The organism is Serratia sp. szju (assembly GCF_044594185.1).
In the GTDB taxonomy this organism is placed as follows: domain Bacteria; phylum Pseudomonadota; class Gammaproteobacteria; order Enterobacterales; family Enterobacteriaceae; genus Serratia; species Serratia bockelmannii.
Window position 1 is genome coordinate 2,096,249 of sequence record NZ_CP172576.1, and the last position, 23,057, is coordinate 2,119,305.

A 23,057-nucleotide genomic window follows, 5' to 3' on the forward strand; every position below is an offset into this window, starting at 1 on the left:
TTGCACAGAGCACAGGAAGACAGGCTCCAAACAAACCATTAGACAGATAAGGAATACCACCATGTCAGAACGTTTAAACAATGACGTGGATCCGATCGAAACCCGCGACTGGCTGCAGGCGATCGAATCGGTCATCCGTGAAGAGGGTGTTGAGCGAGCTCAGTTTCTGATTGATCAGGTATTGGGAGAAGCCCGCAAAGGCGGCGTTAACGTTGCGGCCGGTGCTGCAGCGCACAACTACGTCAACACCATCGCGGTAGAAGACGAACCGGCCTACCCAGGCAACCTGGATCTGGAACGCCGCATTCGCTCTGCGATCCGTTGGAACGCGATCATGACCGTTCTGCGCGCATCCAAAAAAGACCTGGAGCTGGGCGGCCACATGGCTTCCTTCCAGTCTTCCGCGACCTTCTATGAAGTCTGCTTTAACCACTTCTTCCGCGCACGCAACGAGAAAGACGGCGGCGACCTGGTGTACTTCCAGGGCCACATCTCTCCGGGCGTTTACGCGCGTGCCTTCCTTGAAGGCCGCCTGACCGAAGAACAGATGAACAACTTCCGTCAGGAAGTGCACGGCAACGGCCTGTCCTCTTACCCGCATCCTAAGCTGATGCCGGAATTCTGGCAGTTCCCGACCGTATCCATGGGCCTGGGCCCAATCAGCGCCATCTATCAGGCGAAGTTCCTGAAATACCTGGAACACCGCGGCCTGAAAGACACCTCTGAGCAGACCGTTTACGCCTTCCTGGGCGACGGTGAGATGGATGAGCCGGAATCCAAAGGCGCCATCACCATCGCGACTCGCGAGAAGCTGGACAACCTGGTGTTCGTCATCAACTGCAACCTGCAGCGCCTGGACGGCCCGGTCACCGGTAACGGCAAGATCATCAACGAACTGGAAGGCATCTTCTCCGGCGCAGGCTGGCAGGTGCTGAAAGTGATCTGGGGCGGCCGTTGGGACGAGCTGCTGCGCAAAGACACCAGCGGTAAACTGGTTCAGCTGATGAACGAGACCCTGGACGGCGACTACCAGACCTTCAAATCCAAAGACGGCGCTTACGTGCGCGAGCACTTCTTCGGCCGTTACCCGGAAACCGCGGCGCTGGTCAAAGACATGACCGACGACGAAATCTGGGCGCTGAACCGTGGTGGTCACGATCCGAAGAAAATCTTCGCTGCACTGAAAAAAGCGCAGGACACCAAAGGCAAACCGACCGTTATCCTGGCCCACACCATCAAAGGTTACGGCATGGGTGAAACCGCGGAAGGTAAAAACATCGCTCACCAGGTGAAGAAAATGAACATGGAAGGGGTTCACCACTTCCGCGATCGTTTCAATGTGCCGGTTGCCGATGCTGACATCGAAAAACTGCCGTACATCACCTTCGAGAAAGAGTCCGAAGAATACAAATACCTGCACGAACGTCGCCAGGCGCTGAAAGGCTACGTGCCAACCCGTCTGCCGGAGTTCACCCAGAAGCTGGAAATGCCGGCGCTGGAAGATTTCAGCTCGCTGCTGGAAGAGCAGAACAAAGAGATCTCCACCACTATCGCCTTCGTGCGTGCCCTGAACGTGATGCTGAAGAACAAGTCGATCAAAGATCGCCTGGTGCCAATCATCGCCGACGAAGCGCGTACTTTCGGTATGGAAGGTCTGTTCCGTCAGATCGGTATCTACAGCCCGAACGGCCAGCAGTACACCCCGCAGGACCGTGAGCAGGTTGCTTACTACAAAGAAGACGAGAAAGGTCAAATCCTGCAGGAAGGCATCAACGAACTGGGCGCAGCCTCTTCCTGGCTGGCCGCAGCGACTTCCTACAGCACCAACGATCTGCCGATGATTCCGTTCTACATCTACTACTCGATGTTCGGTTTCCAACGTATCGGCGACCTGTGCTGGGCAGCGGGCGACCAACAGGCGCGTGGCTTCCTGATCGGCGGGACCTCGGGCCGTACTACCCTGAACGGCGAAGGTCTGCAGCACGAAGATGGCCACAGCCACATTCAGTCTCTGACCATCCCTAACTGCATCTCTTACGATCCGGCTTACGCGTACGAAGTGGCGGTGATCATGCACGACGGTCTGGTGCGCATGTATGGCGACAACCCAGAAAACGTGTACTACTACCTGACCACGCTGAACGAAAACTACCACATGCCTGCGATGCCGCAGGGTGCGGAAGAAGGTATCCGCAAGGGTATCTACAAGCTGGAAACGCTGGAAGGCAGCAAAGGCAAGGTACAGCTGCTGGGCTCCGGCGCTATCCTGCGCCACGTGCGCGAAGCTGCGCAGATCCTGGCGAAGGACTACGGCGTGGGTTCCGACACCTACAGCGTGACCTCGTTCACCGAACTGGCGCGTGACGGCCAGGATTGCGAGCGTTGGAACATGCTGCACCCAACCGAAACGCCACGCGTGCCTTACATCGCTCAGGTGATGAGCGACGCGCCAGCGGTAGCGTCTACCGACTACATGAAACTGTTCGCTGAACAGGTTCGTACTTATGTGCCGGCCAGCGATTATCGCGTACTGGGCACCGACGGCTTCGGTCGTTCGGACAGCCGCGAAAACCTGCGTCACCACTTCGAAGTCGATGCATCTTACGTGGTGGTTGCTGCTCTGGGTGAACTGGCTAAACGCGGTGAGATCGAAGCTTCTGTGGTTGCTGATGCAATCAAGAAATTCGACATCAACCCGGAAAAAGTTAACCCGCGTCTGGCCTAAGAGGTACTGAATAATGTCTATCGAAATCAACGTACCGGACATCGGTGCAGATGAAGTCGAAATCACCGAGATTCTGGTGAAGGTCGGCGATAAAGTTGAAGCGGAACAATCGCTGATCACCGTGGAAGGCGACAAGGCCTCCATGGAAGTGCCCTCCCCGCAGGCGGGCGTGGTGAAAGAGATTAAAGTGGCGGTCGGCGATAAAACCGAAACCGGCAAACTGATCATGATCTTCGAAGCGGCAGGCGCAGCGGAAGCTGCACCGGCGGCGAAAGCGGAAGAAAAACCGGCGGCAGCAGCAGCTGCCCCGGCTGCCGCTGCGGCCAAAGACGTTGCTGTGCCGGACATCGGCGCCGACGAAGTCGAAGTGACCGAGATCCTGGTGAAAGTGGGCGACAAGGTGGAAGCCGAGCAGTCCCTGATCACTGTGGAAGGCGACAAGGCTTCCATGGAAGTCCCTGCGCCGTTCGCGGGCACCGTGAAAGAGATCAAGATCGCGACCGGCGACAAAGTGAAAACCGGTTCCCTGATCATGGTGTTCGAAGTGGCTGGCGCCGCTTCCGCTGCCGCCCCGGCTGCGGCTGAAGCTCCTGCCGCCGCTGCAGCGCCTGCGGCCTCTGCGGCCAAAGACGTCGCCGTGCCGGATATCGGCGGTGACGAAGTCGAAGTGACCGAGGTGATGGTTAAGGTGGGCGACAAGGTTGCCGCCGAGCAGTCTCTGATCACCGTGGAAGGCGACAAGGCCTCCATGGAAGTGCCAGCGCCGTTCGCGGGTACCGTGAAAGAGATCAAGATCGCGACCGGCGACAAAGTGAAAACCGGCTCCCTGATCATGGTGTTCGAAGTGGAAGGCGCTGCGCCTGCCGCTGCCGCCGCTCCAGCCGCTAAAGCGGACGCTGCGCCGGCGCCGGCCGCCGCTAAAGCCGCCGCTCCGGCTGCGAAAGCTGACGACAAAGGCGAGTTCGCCGAGAACGCGGCATACGTGCACGCGACCCCGGTCATTCGTCGTCTGGCGCGTGAATTCGGCGTTAACCTGGCGAAAGTGAAAGGTACCGGTCGTAAAGGCCGCATCCTGCGCGAAGACGTTCAGACTTACGTGAAAGACGCGGTGAAACGCGCTGAAGCAGCTCCGGCTGCTGCTGGCGGCGGTCTGCCAGGCATGTTGCCATGGCCGAAAGTGGACTTCAGCAAGTTCGGCGAGATCGAAGAAGTCGAAATGGGCCGCATCCAGAAGATCTCTGGCGCGAACCTGAGCCGCAACTGGGTGATGATCCCGCACGTGACTCACTTCGACAAAACCGACATCACCGATCTGGAAGCGTTCCGCAAGCAACAGAACGAAGAAGCGGCCAAGCGCAAGCTGGACGTGAAGTTCACGCCTGTCGTGTTCATCATGAAAGCCGTTGCTGCCGCTCTGGAGCAGATGCCGCGCTTCAACAGCTCGCTGTCCGAAGATGGCCAGAAGCTGACGCTGAAGAAATACATCAACATCGGCGTGGCGGTAGATACCCCGAACGGCCTGGTGGTTCCGGTGTTCAAGGACGTGAACAAGAAGAGCATCACCGAGCTGTCTCGCGAACTGATGGCCATCTCCAAGAAAGCGCGCGACGGCAAGCTGACCGCGGGCGAGATGCAGGGCGGCTGCTTCACCATCTCCAGCCTGGGTGGCATCGGGACGACTCACTTCGCGCCGATCGTCAACGCGCCGGAAGTGGCTATCCTGGGCGTCTCCAAGTCTGCGATGGAGCCGGTCTGGAACGGTAAAGAGTTCATGCCGCGCCTGATGATGCCGATGTCGCTGTCCTTCGACCACCGCGTTATCGACGGTGCCGATGGTGCGCGCTTCATCACCATCATCAACAACATGTTGTCCGACATTCGCCGTCTGGTGATGTAATGCAAAAGGGGCGCAGCATGCTGCGCCCCTGATGATTCTGTAGCAGTTTTGTCGGATTTTGCACAACTCGACAAAATTGTTGAGACACGGGTCACTCGAACACGCTTTGCAGATTATTAACAATTCTGTAAACTGCTCGCGGTGTAAGCGTCCCGGTGGATGAAGGGCGTTATGAGATCGATTAGCAATAAAAATGACGTCTGACCCGCCGGACAATCAATTAAGAGGTCATGATGAGTACTGAAATTAAAACTCAGGTCGTGGTACTTGGGGCGGGCCCGGCAGGTTACTCTGCAGCCTTTCGTTGCGCTGACTTAGGTCTTGAAACCGTTCTGGTTGAACGTTATTCCACTCTGGGCGGGGTTTGCCTGAACGTGGGATGTATCCCTTCCAAAGCACTGCTGCACGTTGCCAAAGTGATCGAAGAAGCCAAAGCGCTGGCCGAACACGGCATCGTTTTCGGCGAGCCGAAAACCGACATCGACAAAGTGCGCGTCTGGAAAGAAAAAGTCATCACTCAGCTGACCGGCGGTCTGGCTGGCATGGCGAAAGGCCGTAAAGTGAAAGTGGTCAACGGCTTGGGCAAGTTCACCGGCGCTAACACCCTGGTTGTGGAAGGCGAAAACGGCCCAACCACCATCAACTTCGACAACGCCATCATCGCTGCAGGTTCTCGTCCGATCCAACTGCCATTCATTCCTCATGAAGATCCACGCGTGTGGGATTCCACCGATGCGCTGGAGCTGAAAACCGTCCCAGAGCGTCTGCTGGTTATGGGCGGCGGCATCATCGGCCTGGAAATGGGCACCGTATACCATGCACTGGGTTCACAGATCGACGTCGTTGAAATGTTCGATCAGGTTATCCCGGCGGCAGATAAAGACGTGGTGAAAGTCTTCACCAAGCGTATCAGCAAGCAGTTCAACCTGATGCTGGAAACCAAAGTGACCGCGGTAGAAGCCAAAGAAGACGGCATCTACGTCACGATGGAAGGTAAAAAAGCGCCAGCAGAACCACAGCGTTACGACGCGGTGCTGGTGGCGATCGGCCGCGTGCCGAACGGCAAACTGCTGGATGCTGGCAAAGCCGGTGTTGAAGTTGACGAGCGTGGCTTCATCAACGTCGACAAACAGCTGCGTACCAACGTGCCGCACATCTTCGCTATCGGCGACATCGTCGGTCAGCCGATGCTGGCGCACAAAGGCGTGCACGAAGGCCACGTTGCCGCAGAAGTTATCGCCGGCATGAAGCACTACTTCGATCCGAAAGTGATCCCATCCATCGCTTACACCGAGCCGGAAGTGGCATGGGTGGGTCTGACCGAGAAAGAAGCGAAAGAGAAAGGCATCAGCTACGAAACCTCCACCTTCCCGTGGGCGGCTTCCGGCCGTGCGATCGCTTCCGACTGTGCAGACGGCATGACCAAACTGATCTTCGACAAAGAAACTCACCGCATCATCGGTGGCGCGATTGTCGGCACCAACGGCGGTGAACTGCTGGGTGAAATCGGTCTGGCTATCGAGATGGGCTGCGACGCGGAAGACATCGCGCTGACCATCCACGCTCACCCGACCCTGCACGAATCCGTGGGCCTGGCGGCGGAAATCTACGAAGGCAGCATCACCGACCTGCCTAACCCGAAAGCCAAGAAGAAGTAATTCTGCTGGTTTGACCGGTAAACAAGCGGCTCCTGAGAAGGGGCCGTTTTTTTTTTTGCTCAGATGCACCAAGCGGTATTTTTGTGGCCGCTGCGCCAAATTCCGATCCTTATGCTTATATCCATTTTAATTATGTGGATATAATGCTCTGCTAGTCCGGCAGCCGATTACGCTGCGCTCAACGATTCAGCAAAGATTTAATGTTGCTTTTATGTGAACGAATTAACAACCGTTTCAAATCCTGATATGCTGGCTGAGCGGAACCGGGCACTGTACCTTACAGTCCAGGACATCGACAGCAGTGCCCCGTCAGGATAGATGGCATCAATATCGCCGTGCGCTCTACCCATCAGTCTTTCATGCTGTAACGCTGTTTGACCGTGCTTGTTTGCCCCAATCACCGTTTCGGGGCCTTTACGGGCCGATCGCCTAGCCACAGAGTGAAACCCCAAGGGTATAAACCCGGTTTGCATATACGCCAGGCACAATAAATGACAATGAGAGCGAGGAGAACGTCGTGCTAGAAGAATACCGTAAGCACGTAGCCGAGCGTGCTGCTGAGGGCATCGCCCCTAAGCCGCTAGACGCCACCCAAATGGCCGCGCTGGTCGAACTACTGAAGAATCCGCCAAAAGGCGAAGAAGAATTCCTGTTAGACCTGCTGATTAACCGTGTTCCACCTGGCGTCGACGAAGCCGCCTACGTTAAAGCAGGTTTCCTGGCGGCCATCGCCAAAGGCGAAGCGACATCCCCCCTGGTTACCCCCGAGAAAGCCATTGAACTGTTAGGCACCATGCAGGGCGGTTATAACATTCATCCGCTGATCGATGCCCTGGACAACGAAAAGCTGGCGCCTATCGCCGCCAAAGCGCTGTCCCACACGCTGCTGATGTTCGACAACTTCTACGACGTGGAAGATAAGGCCAAGGCCGGTAACCCGCACGCCAAGCAGATCATGCAGTCCTGGGCCGATGCCGAATGGTACCTGTCGCGCCCTGAGCTGGCGGAAAAGATCACCGTCACCGTGTTCAAAGTCACCGGCGAAACCAACACCGATGACCTTTCTCCGGCGCCGGACGCCTGGTCGCGCCCGGACATCCCGCTGCACGCGCTGGCGATGTTGAAAAACGAACGTGAAGGCATCGTGCCGGATCAGCCGGGCAGCGTTGGCCCGATCAAACAGATCGAGCTGCTGAACAAGAAAGGCTTCCCGCTGGCCTACGTCGGCGACGTGGTCGGCACCGGTTCCTCCCGTAAATCCGCCACCAACTCGGTGCTGTGGTTCATGGGTGATGACATCCCGCACGTGCCGAACAAGCGCGGCGGCGGCGTGGTGCTGGGCGGCAAGATTGCACCTATCTTCTTCAACACCATGGAAGATGCTGGCGCATTGCCGATCGAAGTGGACGTGTCCGAGCTGAACATGGGCGACGTGATCGACGTTTACCCGTACAAAGGTGAAGTACGCAACCACGAGACCGGTGCGCTGATCGCCAACTTCGAGCTGAAAACCGACGTGCTGCTGGATGAAGTGCGCGCCGGCGGCCGTATCCCGCTGATCATCGGCCGCGGCCTGACCACCAAGGCGCGCGAAGCGCTGGGCCTGCCGCACAGCGACGTGTTCCGTATCGCCAAACCGGTTGCCGCGAGCAGCAAAGGCTTCTCGCTGGCGCAGAAAATGGTCGGCCGCGCCTGCGGCGTCGCCGGCATTCGCCCTGGCGAATACTGCGAACCGAAGATGACCTCCGTCGGTTCTCAGGACACCACCGGCCCGATGACCCGCGATGAACTGAAAGACCTGGCCTGCCTCGGCTTCTCCGCCGATCTGGTCATGCAGTCGTTCTGCCACACCGCCGCGTACCCGAAACCGGTCGACGTGACCACGCACCACACGCTGCCTGACTTCATCATGAACCGCGGCGGCGTCTCGCTGCGTCCGGGCGACGGCGTGATCCACTCTTGGCTGAACCGTATGCTGCTGCCTGACACCGTCGGCACCGGCGGCGATTCCCACACCCGCTTCCCGATCGGCATCTCCTTCCCGGCCGGTTCCGGCCTGGTGGCGTTTGCCGCCGCGACCGGCGTGATGCCGCTGGATATGCCTGAGTCGGTGCTGGTGCGCTTCAAAGGCAAAATGCAGCCGGGCATCACCCTGCGCGATTTGGTGCACGCCATCCCTTACTACGCGATCCAGCAAGGGCTGCTGACCGTCGAAAAGAAGGGCAAGAAAAACATCTTCTCCGGCCGCATTCTGGAGATCGAAGGCCTGCCGGACCTGAAGGTCGAGCAGGCGTTTGAGCTGACCGATGCGTCCGCCGAACGTTCCGCCGCCGGTTGTACCATCAAGCTGGACAAGGCGCCGATCGAAGAGTATCTGAACTCCAACATCGTGCTGCTGAAGTGGATGATCTCCGAAGGCTACGGCGATCGCCGTACGCTGGAGCGCCGTATTCAGGGCATGGAAAAATGGCTGGCGGATCCGCAACTGCTGGAAGGCGATGCGGATGCGGAATACGCAGCGGTGATCGACATCGATCTGAACGAGATCAAAGAGCCGATCCTGTGCGCGCCGAACGATCCTGACGATGCACGCCTGCTGTCCGACGTGGCCAACAGCAAAATCGATGAAGTGTTCATCGGTTCTTGCATGACCAACATCGGCCACTTCCGCGCGGCCGGCAAGCTGCTGGATCAGCACAAGGGCCAGCTGCCGACCCGTCTGTGGGTGGCGCCGCCAACCAAGATGGATGCGGCTCAGCTGACCGAAGAAGGCTACTACAGCGTCTTCGGCAAGAGCGGTGCGCGTATCGAGATCCCGGGCTGCTCGCTGTGCATGGGCAACCAGGCGCGCGTGGCGGACGGCGCGACGGTGGTCTCCACCTCGACCCGTAACTTCCCGAACCGTCTGGGCACCGGTGCCAACGTCTATCTGGCGTCTGCCGAACTGGCCGCGGTAGCGTCCCTGTTGGGTCGCCTGCCGACGCCGGACGAGTACCAGACCTATATGGCGCAGGTCGACAAGACGGCGGCGGATACCTACCGCTACCTGAACTTTGACCAGCTGGGGCAGTACACCGAAAAAGCCGACGGCGTGATCTTCCAAACCGCCGTGTAAGCCGCTATATTGCGCAACTGTTTAACGGGAGGCCTTGGCCTCCCGTTTTATTTTGCTCAGTTGCCAACTTTGCGAGCGCTCACTGAGTTAGTCCGCCATTTATGTTTACACTAAGAAAAAGGGCTCAGGAGGGCATGCTATGGATTACGAATTTCTGCGTGACGTCACCGGTCAGGTGATCGTCAGATTTTCGATGGGGCATGAAGCGATTGGCCACTGGATCAACGAAGAAGTTAAAGGCGATTTCAACCTGCTGGACCGGATTGAAGCCGGTGCGGCCGAGGTCAAAGGCAGCGAGCGTCAATGGCAGCTGGAAGGCCATGAATATACGCTGCTGATGGATGGTGAAGAAGTGATGATCCGCGCCAATCAGCTGGAGTTTGAGGGCGATGAAATGGAAGAGGGGATGAACTACTACGACGAAGAAAGCCTCTCATTCTGCGGCGTTGAGGACTTCCTGCTGGTGTTGAAGGCCTATCGTTCTTTCATGCTGAAGTACTAAGCATCAGGGCGCGGCGTGCCGCGCCCTTTCCATCACAGATGCGGAATATTGCGGCCGTAATAGATTTCCTGCATCTCTTTCCATAACAGATCGGTGATCTGCTTGCGTTCGGCTGCGCTCAACGCCTCCGGCTCCGCGTTAAACAGGTAGTGCTTCAGATCGAAATCTTTCAGCAACATCTTGGTATGGAAGATATTTTCCTGGTAAACGTTCACGTCCATCATGTGGTACAGCGCCTTGATGTCTTCCGACATAAAGTTCTGGATCGAATTGATCTCGTGATCGATGTAATGTTTCACGCCGTTCACGTCGCGGGTAAAACCGCGCACGCGATAGTCCATGGTGACGATGTCGGATTCCAGCTGGTGAATTAAGTAGTTCAGCGCCTTGAGGGGCGAAATGACGCCGCAGGTCGAGACCTCGATATCGGCGCGAAAGGTGCATAGCCCGCCTTCCGGATGGCTTTCCGGGTAGGTATGTACGCAGATATGGCTTTTGTCCAGGTGCGCGACGACCGTATTCGGCAACGGGCCTGGGTGTTCCGACGTATCGACGTCTTTCGGATCGATGGGCTCTTCGCTGACCAGGATGGTGACGCTGGCGCCCTGCGGCTCGTAGTCCTGACGCGCGATGTTCAGAATATTGGCGCCGATGATCGAGCAGGTCTCGCTCAGGATCTCGGTCAGCCGGTTGGCGTTATATTGTTCGTCTATGTAGGCGATATAGCCGTCGCGATCGTCCGCGGTTTTGGCATAACAAATATCGTAAATACAAAAACTCAGGCTCTTGGTCAGGTTGTTGAAGCCGTGCAGTTTTAGCTTATGCAATTTAGGCCACCTCCTTTATCTTCTCGCTTAACGTGTTACGTTCAGGGCATTGAGCAAATATTGCGGCAGGGCAAAGCTGCCGACGTGAATTGCCGGGTTGTAATAACGGCAGTGTAGGCCGCTTTGGTTAAAGCGTTGTTGCAGAGTCGGCAGATCGATCTGGCGCAGTGCCGGGTTCTGGCTCGCCCAGGCAAAGGTCATGATGCCGCCGTAATAGGTCGGGATCGCTGCCTGATAGAAGCTGACGTCGGTAAAGTAGCGGTTCAGTTTGGCGTGGCTGTTGACCGCCTCATCCTGTTGCAGGAAGCAGACGCCGTTCTGCGCAACGAAAATGCCGCCCTCATTCAGGCAGCGGGCGCAGCCTTCATAAAACGCCGAGGTGAACAGGCTTTCGCCGGGGCCGATCGGATCGGTGCAGTCGGAGATGATCACATCGAACGTTTCGTCGGTTTGATTCACGAAGTTGACGCCGTCGTCGATCACCAACTTGAAGCGCGGATCGTCATAGGCGCCGGCGCTGTGGTTGGGCAGGTATTGGCGGCAGAACTCGACGACACCGGCGTCGATCTCGACCATGGTGATCTGCTCCACGCCAGGATGCCGGCTGACTTCGCGCAGCATGCCGCCGTCGCCGCCGCCGATGATCAGCACTTTCTTCGCCTGGCCATGCGCCAGCAGCGGCACGTGGGTCAGCATTTCGTGATAGATGAACTCGTCACGCTCGGTGGTTTGCACCACGCCGTCGAGCGCCATCACGCGCCCCAGGACCGGGTTCTCGAAGATCACCAGATCCTGATGATCGGTCTTCTCGCGGTACAGCACCTTCTCTACCGAGAAATACTGGCCGAAGCCCGTATGCAGCGTTTCGTACCAAATTTCTTTCTGGGTCATGTGCGGGAAACTCCGTAATAACAGCCATGAAAAATCGGCGCAACATCATAGCTAACTCTGTCTGGCGATGCACGGTTGAATTTCAGACAGAGAGAGCGAAAGGCGGGTGGGGGAGAGGGGCGGAATTAGTTGGCGTAGGCCAGCAGGCTCAAAGAGTCGCGCGCCAGCGATTTGCACTTCTTAGGCGTTGGAATGGCGATGCCGCTGAGATCGCGATAGCTGTCTTCGCCCAGCGCCTTCATGTTAAAGCTGTTGTAGTTGCTCAAATCCCAGCGGTTTTGTTGCGCGAAATAGACAATGGCGCGTTTGATTTGCGCATTTGGCAAATCGTTGTAGCCGCAATCATTTTTCAAATAAATAAATACCGCCGTCAGATCGGCCAGATCTTCCGCCTCGGATTCATTCAGCGCCAGACTGGCGTTGGAGAAGCCCAGCATCGCCAGCAACAGCATCGATAACGTTGTTTTTTTCATCATGAAATAGGCCTGTTTGTCGTCTGCTGACGTTACCACACTTGCCTGTAAAGGCACCAAATTTTATTGCTGCCGGGCCGGCGTCGCGCGTGCCGGTCATACTCTCTTGATTGTGAGGCATAGCTTAAAATACCGCCAGGAAAGGCTTGACCTTCCGCCTGGGGGAAGGTTTAGGCTGACGGCATTGAGTTATGTCACTGAGAAAAGGGAGTCAGCGATGTTACGCCGTGATTTTATTAAATTAACCGCTGCGCTGGGCGCGGCGAGCGCATTGCCGTTATGGAGCCGGGCCGCCTGGGCGGCCGATCGGCCGGCCTTGCCGGTACCGCCGCTGTTGATGCCGGACGCGCAGGGAAAGATTGCGCTGGCGCTGCAGGCGGGTGAAACCCGCTGGTTGCCCGGTGCCGCCACCAAAACCTGGGGATTCAACGGCGCGCTGCTCGGGCCGGCGGTGAAGCTGCAGCGTGGCCAGCCGGTGACGGTCGATATCAAAAACAGCCTGGCGGAGGCCAGTACCGTCCACTGGCACGGGCTGGAAATTCCCGGCGACGTCGATGGCGGCCCGCAGGCGCTGATCCACCCCGGCGCGACGCGCACGGTGAATTTCACCGTCGAACAACCGGCCGCTACCTGCTGGTTCCACCCGCACACGCACGGTAAAACCGGCAGCCAGGTGATGATGGGGCTGGCGGGGTTGGTGCTGCTGGAAGACGATGAAAGCGCCAAACTGCCGCTGCCGAAAACCTGGGGGCAGGATGATATTCCGGTGATCCTGCAGGATAAGCGGCTGGGCAAAGACGCGCAGATCGAATACCGCCTGGACGTGATGAGCGCGGCGGTGGGCTGGTTTGGCGATCGCATGTTCACCAACGGCGCGCAGTATCCGCAACATCTGGCGCCGCGCGGCTGGCTGCGTCTGCGTTTTCTCAACGGTTGCAACGCCCGCTCGTTGAATCTGGCGGCCAGTGACAACCGTCCGCTGTATGTTATCGCCAGCGACGGCGGTTTCCTGGCTGAGCCGGTGAAGCTGACCGAGCTGCCGATGCTGATGGGCGAACGCTTTGAAGTGCTGGTGGATGCCTCCGACGGGAAAGCGTTCGATATCGTGACGCTGCCGGTGAAACAGATGGGCATGACGCTGGCTCCGTTCGATCAGCCGCTGCCGGTGTTGCGCATTCAGCCGTCGTTGGCACAGGGTATCAAAACCATGCCGGACAGCCTGGTGAAGCTGCCGACATTGCCTGCCACCACTGGTATCCAGGAGCGTTGGCTGCAGCTGATGATGGATCCGCAGCTGGATATGCTCGGCATGCAGGCGCTGATGGATCGTTATGGTCACCAGGCGATGGCTGGCATGAGCATGAATCATGGCGCGACGGGCGCTGGAGACATGAAAGGCATGGAGAAGGGCGGCATGCAGGGCATGGACCACGGCAACATGAAGGGCATGGATCATGGCAAGATGGCCGGGATGGATCACGGCGGCGCGCAGAGCAAAGCCAAACCGTTCGATTTCAGCCACGGCAACATGATCAACGGCAAGGCCTTCGACATGAACAAACCGATGTTTGCCGCCAAACGGGGTCAGTATGAAAAATGGACCATTTCCGGTGAGGGCGACATGATGCTGCACCCGTTCCACATTCACGGCACCCAGTTCCGTATCCTGTCGGAAAACGGCAAACCGCCGGCGGCGCATCGCAGCGGCTGGAAGGACACGGTGCGCGTCGAAGGTTGGCGCAGCGAAGTGCTGGTGCGTTTCGATCATCCGGCAAGCAGCGAACATGCGTATATGGCCCACTGCCACCTGTTGGAGCATGAAGATACCGGCATGATGATGGGCTTTACCGTCGACGACTGATCGCGGTTCATCGCTCAGGTGGCGGTGCGCTCGCGTCGCCACCGGCGAAAGGCTATGCTAAACTCTGCGCCTTTCTTCCGGCAACTGACCTGAATACTATGAAACACACTGTAGACGTAATGATTTCCGAGCAGGAAGTTAAGACCCGTATCGCCGAACTTGGCCGCCAGATCACCGAACATTACCGCGACAGCGGCAGCGACATGGTACTGGTCGGGCTGCTGCGCGGCTCCTTCATGTTCATGGCCGATCTCTGCCGCGCGATCGACGTGCCGCACGAAGTCGACTTTATGACCGCCTCCAGCTACGGCAGCGGTATGTCCACCACCCGCGACGTGAAGATCCTCAAGGATCTGGACGAAGACATTCGCGGTAAAGACGTGCTGATCGTGGAAGACATCATCGATTCCGGCAACACGCTGAACAAAGTGCGCGAGATTTTGGCGCTGCGCGGGCCGAAATCGCTGGCGATTTGCACCTTGCTGGACAAACCTGAGCGCCGTGAAGTGCAGGTGCCGGTCGAATATGTCGGCTTCTCGATCCCGGATGAGTTCGTGGTGGGGTATGGCATCGACTACGCTCAGCGCTACCGTCACCTGCCGTACGTCGGCAAAGTGGTGCTGCTGGACGAGTAATTGGATGTGGGGCGCGGCAAGCCGCGCCCGCGGCGGGGTTATACGCCTTTATCCTGCTTCAGTTTGGCTATCGCTTTGCGGTAGCCCATCTCCAGGCTCTCGCGGCTGGTCGCCAGCACTTCCATATCGCGCAGACGGCCGTCCTGAATGCCGTACACCCAACCGTGAATCATCACCTTCTGGCCGCGCTTCCAGGCGGACTGCATGATGGTGGAGTGGCCCAGGTTGTACACTTGCTCAATGACGTTGATCTCGCACAGCATGTCGAAACGCTGTTCCGGCGGCAGCTCGCCCAGCAGCGAGCTGTGCTTGTACCACAGATCGCGAATGTGCAGCAGCCAGTTGTCGATCAATCCCAGTTCCGGGTTTTCCACCGCCGCCTGCACGCCGCCGCAGCCCAGGTGGCCGCAGATGATGATGTGTTCGACTTCCAGCACATCTACCGCATACTGCACCACCGACAGGCAGTTAAGATCGGTGTGGATCACGAGGTTCGCCACGTTGCGATGGACGAACAGTTCACCCGGCTCGAGGCCGGTCAGGCGTTCTGCAGGAACGCGGCTGTCAGAGCAACCAATCCATAAGAAGCGGGGCTTTTGCGCCTGGGCTAAACGTTCGAAAAATTCCGGGTCTTCCTGACTGATATTGGCCGACCAGGCCTGGTTGTTGGCGATAAGCTCTTCGATTTCTTTCATGAAGGTGATTGACCCGTAACGAACAGATTGCGTTGGAGTAATATAGGGTAAGCGTCACAATTTGGAAATCGGAACAGTGGTGCAACCTCATTTACCGCACGGATTCGACGCAGTGAAAACGCCGTCGATGCTAGGATTATTGTTAGTGTTTCAAGCCTCGCAAACAGGGGCGCGGCGGCATACTCATCGTTATAAGGTACTATTTTACATATGAATTATGCACTGGAATTAGCGCAGCTGACCAAGACTTACGCCGGTGGCGTCAAGGCGCTGCGCGGCATCGACCTGAGCGTCGAAGCGGGGGACTTTTATGCCCTGCTGGGGCCAAACGGCGCCGGAAAGTCCACCACCATCGGCATCATCAGCTCGCTGGTGAACAAAACCGCCGGCAGCGTGCGGGTGTTCGGTTATGACATCGATAAAGACATCGTCAACGCCAAGCGCCAGCTCGGCCTGGTGCCGCAGGAGTTCAACTTCAACCCGTTCGAGACCGTGTTGCAGATCGTGGTGAACCAGGCGGGTTACTACGGCGTCACGCGGCGTGAAGCGATGGCGCGCGCCGAGAAATACCTCAATCAGCTGGATCTGTGGGGCAAGCGCAACGAGCGCGCCCGTATGCTGTCCGGCGGCATGAAGCGCCGTCTGATGATCGCCCGCGCGTTGATGCATCAGCCGAAGCTGCTGATCCTCGATGAGCCGACCGCCGGGGTGGATATCGAACTGCGTCGCTCGATGTGGGGCTTCCTGAAAGAGCTGAACGCCCAAGGCACCACCATCATCCTCACCACCCACTATCTGGAAGAGGCGGAAATGCTGTGCCGCAACATCGGCATCATCCAGAACGGGGAACTGGTGGAAAACACCTCGATGAAGGGGCTGCTGGCCAAGCTGAAGTCGGAAACTTTCATCCTCGATCTGGCGGCGAAGAGCCCGCTGCCGAAGCTGGATGGTTACCACAGCCGCCTGACGGATACCTCGACGCTGGAAGTGGAGGTGATGCGCGAGCAGGGGCTGAACGGCCTGTTCGCCCAGCTGAGCGCGCAGGGCGTGCAGGTGCTGAGCATGCGCAATAAGGCGAACCGCCTGGAAGAGCTGTTTGTCACCCTGGTTAACGGCAATGGAGAGAAAGCATGACGCGTTTGTATTGGGTGGCCTTACAAAGCATCTGGGCCAAAGAGGTGAACCGCTTCGCGCGCATCTGGATCCAGACCCTGGTGCCGCCGGTGATCACCATGACGCTGTACTTCATCATCTTCGGTAACCTGATCGGTTCGCGTATCGGTGATATGCACGGCTTCAGCTACATGCAGTTCATCGTGCCCGGCCTTATCATGATGGCGGTCATTACCAACTCCTATGCCAACGTCGCCTCGTCGTTCTTCAGCGCCAAGTTTCAGCGCAACATTGAGGAACTGCTGGTGGCGCCGGTGCCGACCCACGTGGTGATCGCCGGCTATGTCGGCGGCGGCGTGGCCCGCGGTATCTGCGTCGGCGTGCTGGTGACCATCATCTCGCTGTTCTTCGTGCCGCTGCAGGTGCACGCCTGGTGGGTGATTGCGCTGACGCTGTTGCTGACGGCGATCCTGTTCTCGCTGGCGGGGCTGATCAACGCGGTGTTTGCCACCACTTTCGATGATATCAGCCTGATCCCGACCTTCGTGCTGACGCCGCTGACTTACCTGGGCGGGGTGTTCTACTCGCTGTCGCTGCTGCCGCCATTCTGGCAGGCGGTGTCCAAGCTGAATCCGATCGTCTATATGATCAGCGGCTTCCGCTACGGCTTCCTCGGCATCAACGATGTGCCGCTGGCGTTCACTATGGCGGTGCTGGTGGCGTTTATCGCGGTGTTCTATCTGCTGTCCTGGTATCTGATCGAGCGCGGCCGCGGCCTGCGCAGCTGATCATATCGCGCTCCCGCTTTCCCGGCGGGAGCGCCTTTCTTGATTTGGCGCAGGCGGCGCGTAAATCAATAGAATTGCTCAAATAACCGCTAGTTCCCCGCTGTTCAAATCGTGCTATGCTGGCGCTCCACATTTCCTTCACTTTTGTCATTACGCACTCGTAAGCAGAACATCATCATGCGGTCTCAATACACGTTAACGGCTGGGTTACTCGGCATTCTGATGTCGTTGGTTTCCCCTGTGAGCCTGGCTAATCTGCTGTCGGAAGACGGCGCGGTTAAATCTGAATACATGGAAGCGCAGCGCGATAGCGAAGTCTATGCGTTGGTGGGCGAGCATGTGATCCCGGTAGGGGAAGTGAAGCGCGGGCAGCTGATCCAAGTCTTCCCGGCGGATGCGGAATACTACGAATTCAAATTCGGGCACGGTACCGGCTTTATCGATAAAGACGACGTGCGTGAATTGAAGAAGTCGCGCAAGGTGCAAGACGATTTGGGCGAGCTGAACAAACCGCTGACCAACCAGAATCTGATCACGCAAAAAACGATCGACGTATACACCGCAGCGGACAAGGACAGCGAGGTCTTGGGCACGCTGGAAGGCAACCTGCGCTATCCTATCATCGGCAAGCTGAAGGATCGCCTGAACAACACCTGGTACGAGGTCAACATCGGCGAGCGGCTGGGGTTCATTAATGAGTTGGACTGCGAGATCGATAACGGCATACCGGTGCTGACTTACCACCACCTGCTGAAAAACGAAGAGAACAAACGCTTCCGCCACACCTCGACCACCACCTCAGACGTGGCGTTCAGCAACCAAATGACCTATCTGAAGCAGGCGGGCTACGACACCATTTCGCTGTATCAGCTGGAAGCCTACCTGAAAAATCAGATCAACCTGCCGGGCAAGGCGATCGTGCTGACCTTCGACGACGGGCTGAAGTCGGTTTATCGCTACGCTTACCCGGTGCTGAAGGATTACGGTTTCCGCGCCACGGCGTTCATCATCTCTTCGCGCATCAAACGCCACCCGCAGAAATGGAACCCGGACTCGCTGCAGTTTATGAGCGTTTCGGAGCTCAAGCAGATTCAGGACGTGTTCGACGTGCAGTCGCATACCCATTTTCTGCACCGCACCGATGGCAACCGCCAGCCGATTTTGCTGAGCCGTTCGTTGCACAATATCGAGTTCGATTTTGAGCGCTCGCGCCGCGCGCTGTCGCAGTTCAACCCGCACGTGCTGTATGTGTCCTACCCGTTCGGCGGTTATAACCAACGGGCGATTCAGGCGGCGCAGGACGCCGGGTTCCATCTGGCGGTGACCACGGTGCAGGGCAAGGTGAAGCCGGGGGATAACCCCTATACGCTGAAGCGGCTGTATATTCTGCGCACCGACTCGATCCAGACCATGGCGGATCGGATAGCCAACAAGCCGGGTACGGTGGTGGTGCAGTAGGGAAGAACGGGCGCGTAAGGCGCCCGTTTTATTGTCAGGCGACCTGAACCGGCACGGCTTTCGCCTTGCGCTGCAGGTTGTTGTCACCTTCGAAATAGGCGACTTTCGGGTGGTGCTGGCGGGCGTCGGCGTCGGTCATTTGCACATAGGAGCAGATGATCAGTTTGTCGCCCACGCAGGCGCAGCGCGCGGCGGCACCGTTGACAGAAATGATGCGCGAACCGCGCTCGGCGGCAATAGCGTAGGTGGAGAAGCGCTGGCCGTTATCCACGTTGTAAATATCGATCGCTTCATATTCCAGAATGCCGGCGGCTTCCAGAAAATCCTGGTCGATGGCGCAGGATCCTTCATAGTGCAAGTCAGCCTGAGTGACTTTGACGCGATGCAGCTTGCCTTGCAGCATAGTACGTATCATAGCTTTACCTAACTGAATATCGGCCTTCACAGGCGCTGGGGTTGAACATCTCTCCTGCATCCCTGCAATCTCTATCGTCACCGATTGCTCCGCCATTGTCTACCAATGGCCAAGGCTTCAGGGTGACGATAGTATAAAAAACGGCTTATAGCGTCAGGTCAACCTGCTGGTTGTCGATAAGACGCGCCTTGCCCAGCCAGGCGGCCATCAGCACCACCGCCCGCTGGCTATCTACCGTCAGCGGCTGCAGGCTGTCGGCGTCGCGAATAAACAGCTCATCCGGCGTAAAGCCGGCGGCGCGCAGTTGCTCGGCGGTCTGCTCCAACAGCGTTTCGACCTGGCGCTCGCCATTGGCCAGCTGCTGTGCCAGCGCGTTCATGATCTTGCTCAGCTGCGGCGCGATCTTGCGCTCTTCGGCGGTCAGGTAGCCATTACGCGAACTGAGGGCCAGGCCGTCTTTGGCGCGCACGGTCGGCACGCCGACGATATCGATGTCGTAACCCATGTCCGCCACCATTTTGCGGATCAGCGCCAGCTGTTGGTAGTCCTTCTCGCCGAAGCAGGCCAAATCAGGCTGTACCAGGTTGAACAGCTTGCTGACGATGGTGGAAACGCCGCGGAAGTGGCCCGGCCGGCTTGCGCCTTCCAGAATGCTGGAGATGCCGGGCACGTCGACGTAGGTCTGCTGCTCCAGCCCCTGCGGATAGACCGCGGCCGGGGCCGGGGCGAACACCAGATCGACGCCGCGGCGGGTCAGCTTCTCGCTGTCTTCCTGCAGCGTGCGCGGGTAGCGCGCCAGATCGTCCGGCCGATCGAACTGCATCGGGTTGACGAAGATGCTCACCACCACCACGTCGGCGCGGGCACGCGCTTCATCGACCAGCGTCATGTGGCCGTCGTGCAGGTTGCCCATGGTCGGCACCAGCGCGATGCGTTTGCCTTCCTGGCGCCAGCGGCGGATCTGCTGACGCAGCAGCGGCAGGGTTTCGATAATAATCATTGGGTGACTCCTGGAACCATCGCTTAGTTAAAAGAGTGTTCAGCCGCCGGGTAGAGGCCTTGCTCCACTTCCTGAATGTAGTGCTGCACCGCCGTGCGGATATCGCCGCTCTGCGCCAGGAAGTTCTTGGCGAACTTCGGCGTGTGGCCGCCGGTAATGCCGAAGGCGTCGTGCATCACCAGGATCTGGCCGTCGGTGCCGTTGCCGGCGCCGATGCCGATGACCGGAATGGACAGCGCTTCGGTGATCTGGCGCGCCAGCTCGGTCGGCACGCATTCCAGCACCAGCAGCTGAATGCCGGCCAGTTCCAGATTCTGCGCGTCCTGCAGCAGCTGTTTGGCGGCCAGTTCGTCGCGCCCTTGCACCTTATAGCCACCGAACACGTTGACCGACTGCGGCGTCAGGCCCAGGTGGCCGCACACCGGCACGGCGCGCTCGGCGAGCATTTTCACCGTGTCGCACAGCCAGCTGCCACCTTCCAGTTTCACCATGTTGGCGCCGGCGCGCATCAGCTCGGCGGCGTTGGCGAAGGTCTGTTCCGGGGTGGCGTAACTCATGAACGGCAGATCGGCCAGCAGCAGGCAGGCCGGCGCGCCGCGGCGCACGGCGCGCGTGTGGTAGGCCACGTCGGCGACGGTGACCGGCAGCGTGGAGTCGTGGCCCTGCAGCGTCATGCCCAGCGAATCGCCCACCAACAGGACTTTGATGCCTTGCTCTTCAAACAGTTTGGCAAAGCTGGCATCGTAGGCGGTAAGGGTAGCAAACTTGCGCTGCTCCTGTTTCCACTGGCGCAAATGGGTCACGGTGGTGGGTTTCATCACAACGTCTCCTGAAACGGGCCGTGCGGCTTACGCAGGCCCAGGCTGCAAAAAAGTGCAGCCATTCTACTGTAACCCGATCGGGGTGGGTAGCGCGGATCGCCATGCTTAAGCGGTTCTTAAGAACCTTGTGGTGCAATGGCGCCAAGACTCAAAAGGGATACTCATGCGAATTCTGTTGATCGAAGATGACAAACTGATCGGTGACGGCATCAAGGCCGGGCTGACCAAACTCGGCTTCAATCTGGACTGGTTCACCGACGGCGCCGTCGGCAAAAATGCGCTGGACAGTGCGCCGTACGACGCGGTGATCCTCGATCTCAGCCTGCCGGGCCTCGACGGCCTGGATCTGCTGCGCCAGTGGCGCCAGGCGGGGCAGGACGTGCCGGTGCTGATCCTCACCGCCCGCGACGCGCTGGAGCAGCGGGTTAGCGGGCTGCAAAGCGGCGCCGACGATTACCTGTGCAAGCCGTTCGCGCTGGCCGAAGTGGCGGCGCGCCTGCAGGCGCTGATCCGCCGTCGCCACGGCCAACTGATGCCACAGCTGACGCACGGCAACGTGGTGTTCGACAGCGCCACCCGCAGCGTGAGCTGCAACGGCGAGCCGGTGACGCTGACGCCGCGCGAATTGGCGGTACTGGAGCTGTTTCTGCACAACAAGGGGCGGGTGCTGGCGCGGCCGTTGATCCAGGAGAAGCTGTACAACTGGGATGACGAGGTGAGCAGCAACGCGGTGGAGGTACATATTCACCACCTGCGGCGCAAGCTGGGCAACGGCTTCATCCGTACCATCCACGGCGTGGGTTACACGCTGGGGGATGCGCCGTGAAGCGTCTCAGCCTGCGGCTGCGCCTGATCCTGATCTTCAGCCTGCTGGCGCTGCTGACCTGGAGCACCGCCAGCGTGGTGGCCTGGGTGATGTCGCGCAACACCATCAACGAAGTGTTCGACACCCAACAGATGCTGTTCGCCAAACGGCTGGCGACCGCCAACCTCGGCGATCTGCTGGCCGATGAAAGTGCGCGCAGCCTGCCGAAAACCAAGAAGCTGGTGCATCATGGCAAGCGCGGCGAGCAGGACGACGACGCGCTGGCGTTCGCCATCTTCGATCGCGACGGCAAGATGCTGCTCAACGACGGCGAGAACGGCGCTGATTTCCTGTTTGACGGGGAGCGTGAAGGTTTTACCGACGGTGAGCGCAAAGGCGATGACGACAGCTGGCGCCTGGTATGGTTGACCAGCCCGGACGGGCGCTACCGCATTGTCGTGGGGCAGGAGTGGGATTACCGGCGCGATATGGCGCTGGGCATGGTGACGGGCCAATTGGTGCCCTGGCTGGCGACGCTGCCGGTGCTGATGCTGCTGATCGCGCTGATGGTGGGGCGCGAGCTGCGGCCGCTGCGTGCGGTGGCCGCCGGTTTGCGTCGGCGAGCACCCGATGACGCCACGCCGCTGGATGCGCGCCAGGTGCCGACCGAGGTGCGCCCGCTGGTGGATGCACTCAATGCGCTGTTCGCTCGCATCAACACTTTGCTGGTGCGAGAGCGACGCTTCACCTCCGATGCCGCGCACGAATTGCGCAGCCCATTGGCGGCATTGCGGGTGCAGACCGAAGTGGTGCAGTTGGCGGGGGATGATGCGCCGATGCGCGAGCACGCGCTGGACAATCTGACGGTCGGCATCGATCGCGCGACCCGGCTGGTGGATCAGCTGCTGACGCTGTCGCGGCTGGATTCGCTGTCGGATCTGGCCGAGCTGACGCCGATCGACTGGAACGATCTGGTGACGATGACCCTGGCGGAACAGGATCGGCAGGCCCATGCGGCGGGTGTGACGCTGCGCTATGAACATCGAGGAACGCCACCGCCGCGTCAGGGGGAAACCTTGCTGTTGTCGCTGCTATTGCGCAACTTGCTGGACAACGCGGTGCGCTATACCCCGCAGGGCGGCGTCGTCACCGTGACGCTGAGCGAACGTTCGCTGACGGTAGAGGACGACGGTCCGGGGGTGACCGCGGAGCATCTGGCGCGGCTGGGAGAACGTTTCTATCGCCCGCCGGGACAGGAACAAACCGGCAGCGGGCTGGGGTTATCTATCGTGCAGCGTATTGCCGGCTTGCATGGTTTACAGATCAGTTTCGCCAATCGCTCGGCGGGGGGATTCGTTGCGCGGTTGGCGCTGTAGGT

At 58.8% G+C, this 23,057-nt stretch carries 19 protein-coding genes; 12 read left to right on the forward strand and 7 right to left on the reverse strand.

Annotation, left to right across the window (positions count from 1 at the left end; translation table 11 throughout):
• The first annotated feature begins 61 nt into the window (after window positions 1–61).
• The 5 genes from aceE (at window position 62) to yacL (ending at window position 9,897) form a co-directional block, all read left to right on the forward strand.
• Window positions 62–2,725: a pyruvate dehydrogenase (acetyl-transferring), homodimeric type gene (aceE, locus tag RE418_RS09860; protein ID WP_025304233.1), complete on the forward strand. Its 2,664-nt coding sequence runs from the start codon at window positions 62–64 to the stop codon at window positions 2,723–2,725.
• A 13-nt stretch (window positions 2,726–2,738) separates the two neighbouring features.
• Entirely contained in the window at window positions 2,739–4,622 is a 1,884-nt protein-coding gene (gene aceF / locus RE418_RS09865; protein ID WP_043141312.1) for a pyruvate dehydrogenase complex dihydrolipoyllysine-residue acetyltransferase, read from the forward strand.
• Window positions 4,623–4,855: 233 nt separating this feature from the next.
• Window positions 4,856–6,280: a dihydrolipoyl dehydrogenase gene (gene lpdA, locus RE418_RS09870; protein WP_004937500.1), complete on the forward strand. Its 1,425-nt coding sequence runs from the start codon at window positions 4,856–4,858 to the stop codon at window positions 6,278–6,280.
• A 517-nt stretch (window positions 6,281–6,797) separates the two neighbouring features.
• Entirely contained in the window at window positions 6,798–9,395 is a 2,598-nt protein-coding gene (acnB, locus tag RE418_RS09875; RefSeq protein ID WP_038872455.1) for a bifunctional aconitate hydratase 2/2-methylisocitrate dehydratase, read from the forward strand.
• Window positions 9,396–9,534: 139 nt separating this feature from the next.
• A complete protein-coding gene (gene yacL / locus RE418_RS09880) occupies window positions 9,535–9,897 on the forward strand; it encodes a protein YacL (protein ID WP_004937507.1) in 363 nt (120 codons plus the stop codon).
• A gap of 32 nt (window positions 9,898–9,929) precedes the next feature.
• Here the strand turns inward: yacL and speD are convergent, their stop codons facing one another.
• The 3 genes from speD to RE418_RS09895 form a co-directional block, all read right to left on the reverse strand.
• On the reverse strand, window positions 9,930–10,724 hold the full coding sequence (speD, locus tag RE418_RS09885) for an adenosylmethionine decarboxylase (RefSeq protein ID WP_004937510.1): 795 nt from the start codon (window positions 10,722–10,724) through the stop codon (window positions 9,930–9,932).
• 27 nt (window positions 10,725–10,751) lie between these two features.
• Complete coding sequence (gene speE, locus RE418_RS09890; RefSeq protein ID WP_089181282.1) at window positions 10,752–11,615, reverse strand: polyamine aminopropyltransferase; 864 nt, start codon at window positions 11,613–11,615, stop codon at window positions 10,752–10,754.
• A gap of 125 nt (window positions 11,616–11,740) precedes the next feature.
• Complete coding sequence (locus RE418_RS09895; RefSeq protein ID WP_004937515.1) at window positions 11,741–12,088, reverse strand: YacC family pilotin-like protein; 348 nt, start codon at window positions 12,086–12,088, stop codon at window positions 11,741–11,743.
• Between the two features lie 217 nt (window positions 12,089–12,305).
• Here RE418_RS09895 and cueO point away from each other — a divergent pair, with 217 nt between their 5' ends.
• A complete protein-coding gene (cueO, locus tag RE418_RS09900) occupies window positions 12,306–13,949 on the forward strand; it encodes a multicopper oxidase CueO (RefSeq protein ID WP_025304229.1) in 1,644 nt (547 codons plus the stop codon).
• A 98-nt stretch (window positions 13,950–14,047) separates the two neighbouring features.
• Entirely contained in the window at window positions 14,048–14,584 is a 537-nt protein-coding gene (gene hpt, locus RE418_RS09905; RefSeq protein WP_048234659.1) for a hypoxanthine phosphoribosyltransferase, read from the forward strand.
• Between the two features lie 38 nt (window positions 14,585–14,622).
• On the opposite strand, the gene can is transcribed toward hpt, so the two are convergent.
• A complete protein-coding gene (can, locus tag RE418_RS09910; RefSeq protein ID WP_016930066.1) occupies window positions 14,623–15,279 on the reverse strand; it encodes a carbonate dehydratase in 657 nt (218 codons plus the stop codon).
• A 210-nt stretch (window positions 15,280–15,489) separates the two neighbouring features.
• Between can and RE418_RS09915 the strand changes: the two genes are divergently transcribed.
• From RE418_RS09915 to RE418_RS09925, 3 genes are all read left to right on the forward strand, one after another.
• Window positions 15,490–16,413 (forward strand): ABC transporter ATP-binding protein, encoded by a 924-nt coding sequence (locus tag RE418_RS09915; protein WP_015379030.1) that lies wholly within the window; start codon window positions 15,490–15,492, stop codon window positions 16,411–16,413.
• On the forward strand, window positions 16,410–17,180 hold the full coding sequence (locus tag RE418_RS09920; protein WP_004937535.1) for an ABC transporter permease: 771 nt from the start codon (window positions 16,410–16,412) through the stop codon (window positions 17,178–17,180). Before RE418_RS09915 ends, RE418_RS09920 begins: the two co-directional genes overlap by 4 nt.
• 177 nt (window positions 17,181–17,357) lie before the next feature.
• Complete coding sequence (locus RE418_RS09925; protein WP_025304228.1) at window positions 17,358–18,638, forward strand: polysaccharide deacetylase family protein; 1,281 nt, start codon at window positions 17,358–17,360, stop codon at window positions 18,636–18,638.
• Between the two features lie 34 nt (window positions 18,639–18,672).
• On the opposite strand, the gene panD is transcribed toward RE418_RS09925, so the two are convergent.
• The 3 genes from panD to panB form a co-directional block, all read right to left on the reverse strand.
• Window positions 18,673–19,053 carry an aspartate 1-decarboxylase gene (gene panD / locus RE418_RS09930; RefSeq protein ID WP_004937544.1) on the reverse strand — a complete coding sequence of 127 codons (381 nt, stop codon included), beginning with the start codon at window positions 19,051–19,053 and terminating at the stop codon, window positions 18,673–18,675.
• A gap of 145 nt (window positions 19,054–19,198) precedes the next feature.
• Window positions 19,199–20,053: a pantoate--beta-alanine ligase gene (gene panC, locus RE418_RS09935; protein WP_089181281.1), complete on the reverse strand. Its 855-nt coding sequence runs from the start codon at window positions 20,051–20,053 to the stop codon at window positions 19,199–19,201.
• Between the two features lie 23 nt (window positions 20,054–20,076).
• Window positions 20,077–20,871, reverse strand: a complete 795-nt coding sequence (gene panB, locus RE418_RS09940; protein ID WP_004937548.1) for a 3-methyl-2-oxobutanoate hydroxymethyltransferase — start codon at window positions 20,869–20,871, stop codon at window positions 20,077–20,079.
• Between the two features lie 166 nt (window positions 20,872–21,037).
• Between panB and qseB the strand changes: the two genes are divergently transcribed.
• Window positions 21,038–21,700: a quorum sensing response regulator transcription factor QseB gene (qseB, locus tag RE418_RS09945; RefSeq protein WP_004937550.1), complete on the forward strand. Its 663-nt coding sequence runs from the start codon at window positions 21,038–21,040 to the stop codon at window positions 21,698–21,700.
• Window positions 21,697–23,055 carry a quorum sensing histidine kinase QseC gene (qseC, locus tag RE418_RS09950; RefSeq protein ID WP_399676143.1) on the forward strand — a complete coding sequence of 453 codons (1,359 nt, stop codon included), beginning with the start codon at window positions 21,697–21,699 and terminating at the stop codon, window positions 23,053–23,055. The genes qseB and qseC overlap by 4 nt, the downstream gene beginning before the upstream one ends.
• Window positions 23,056–23,057 lie beyond the last annotated feature (2 nt).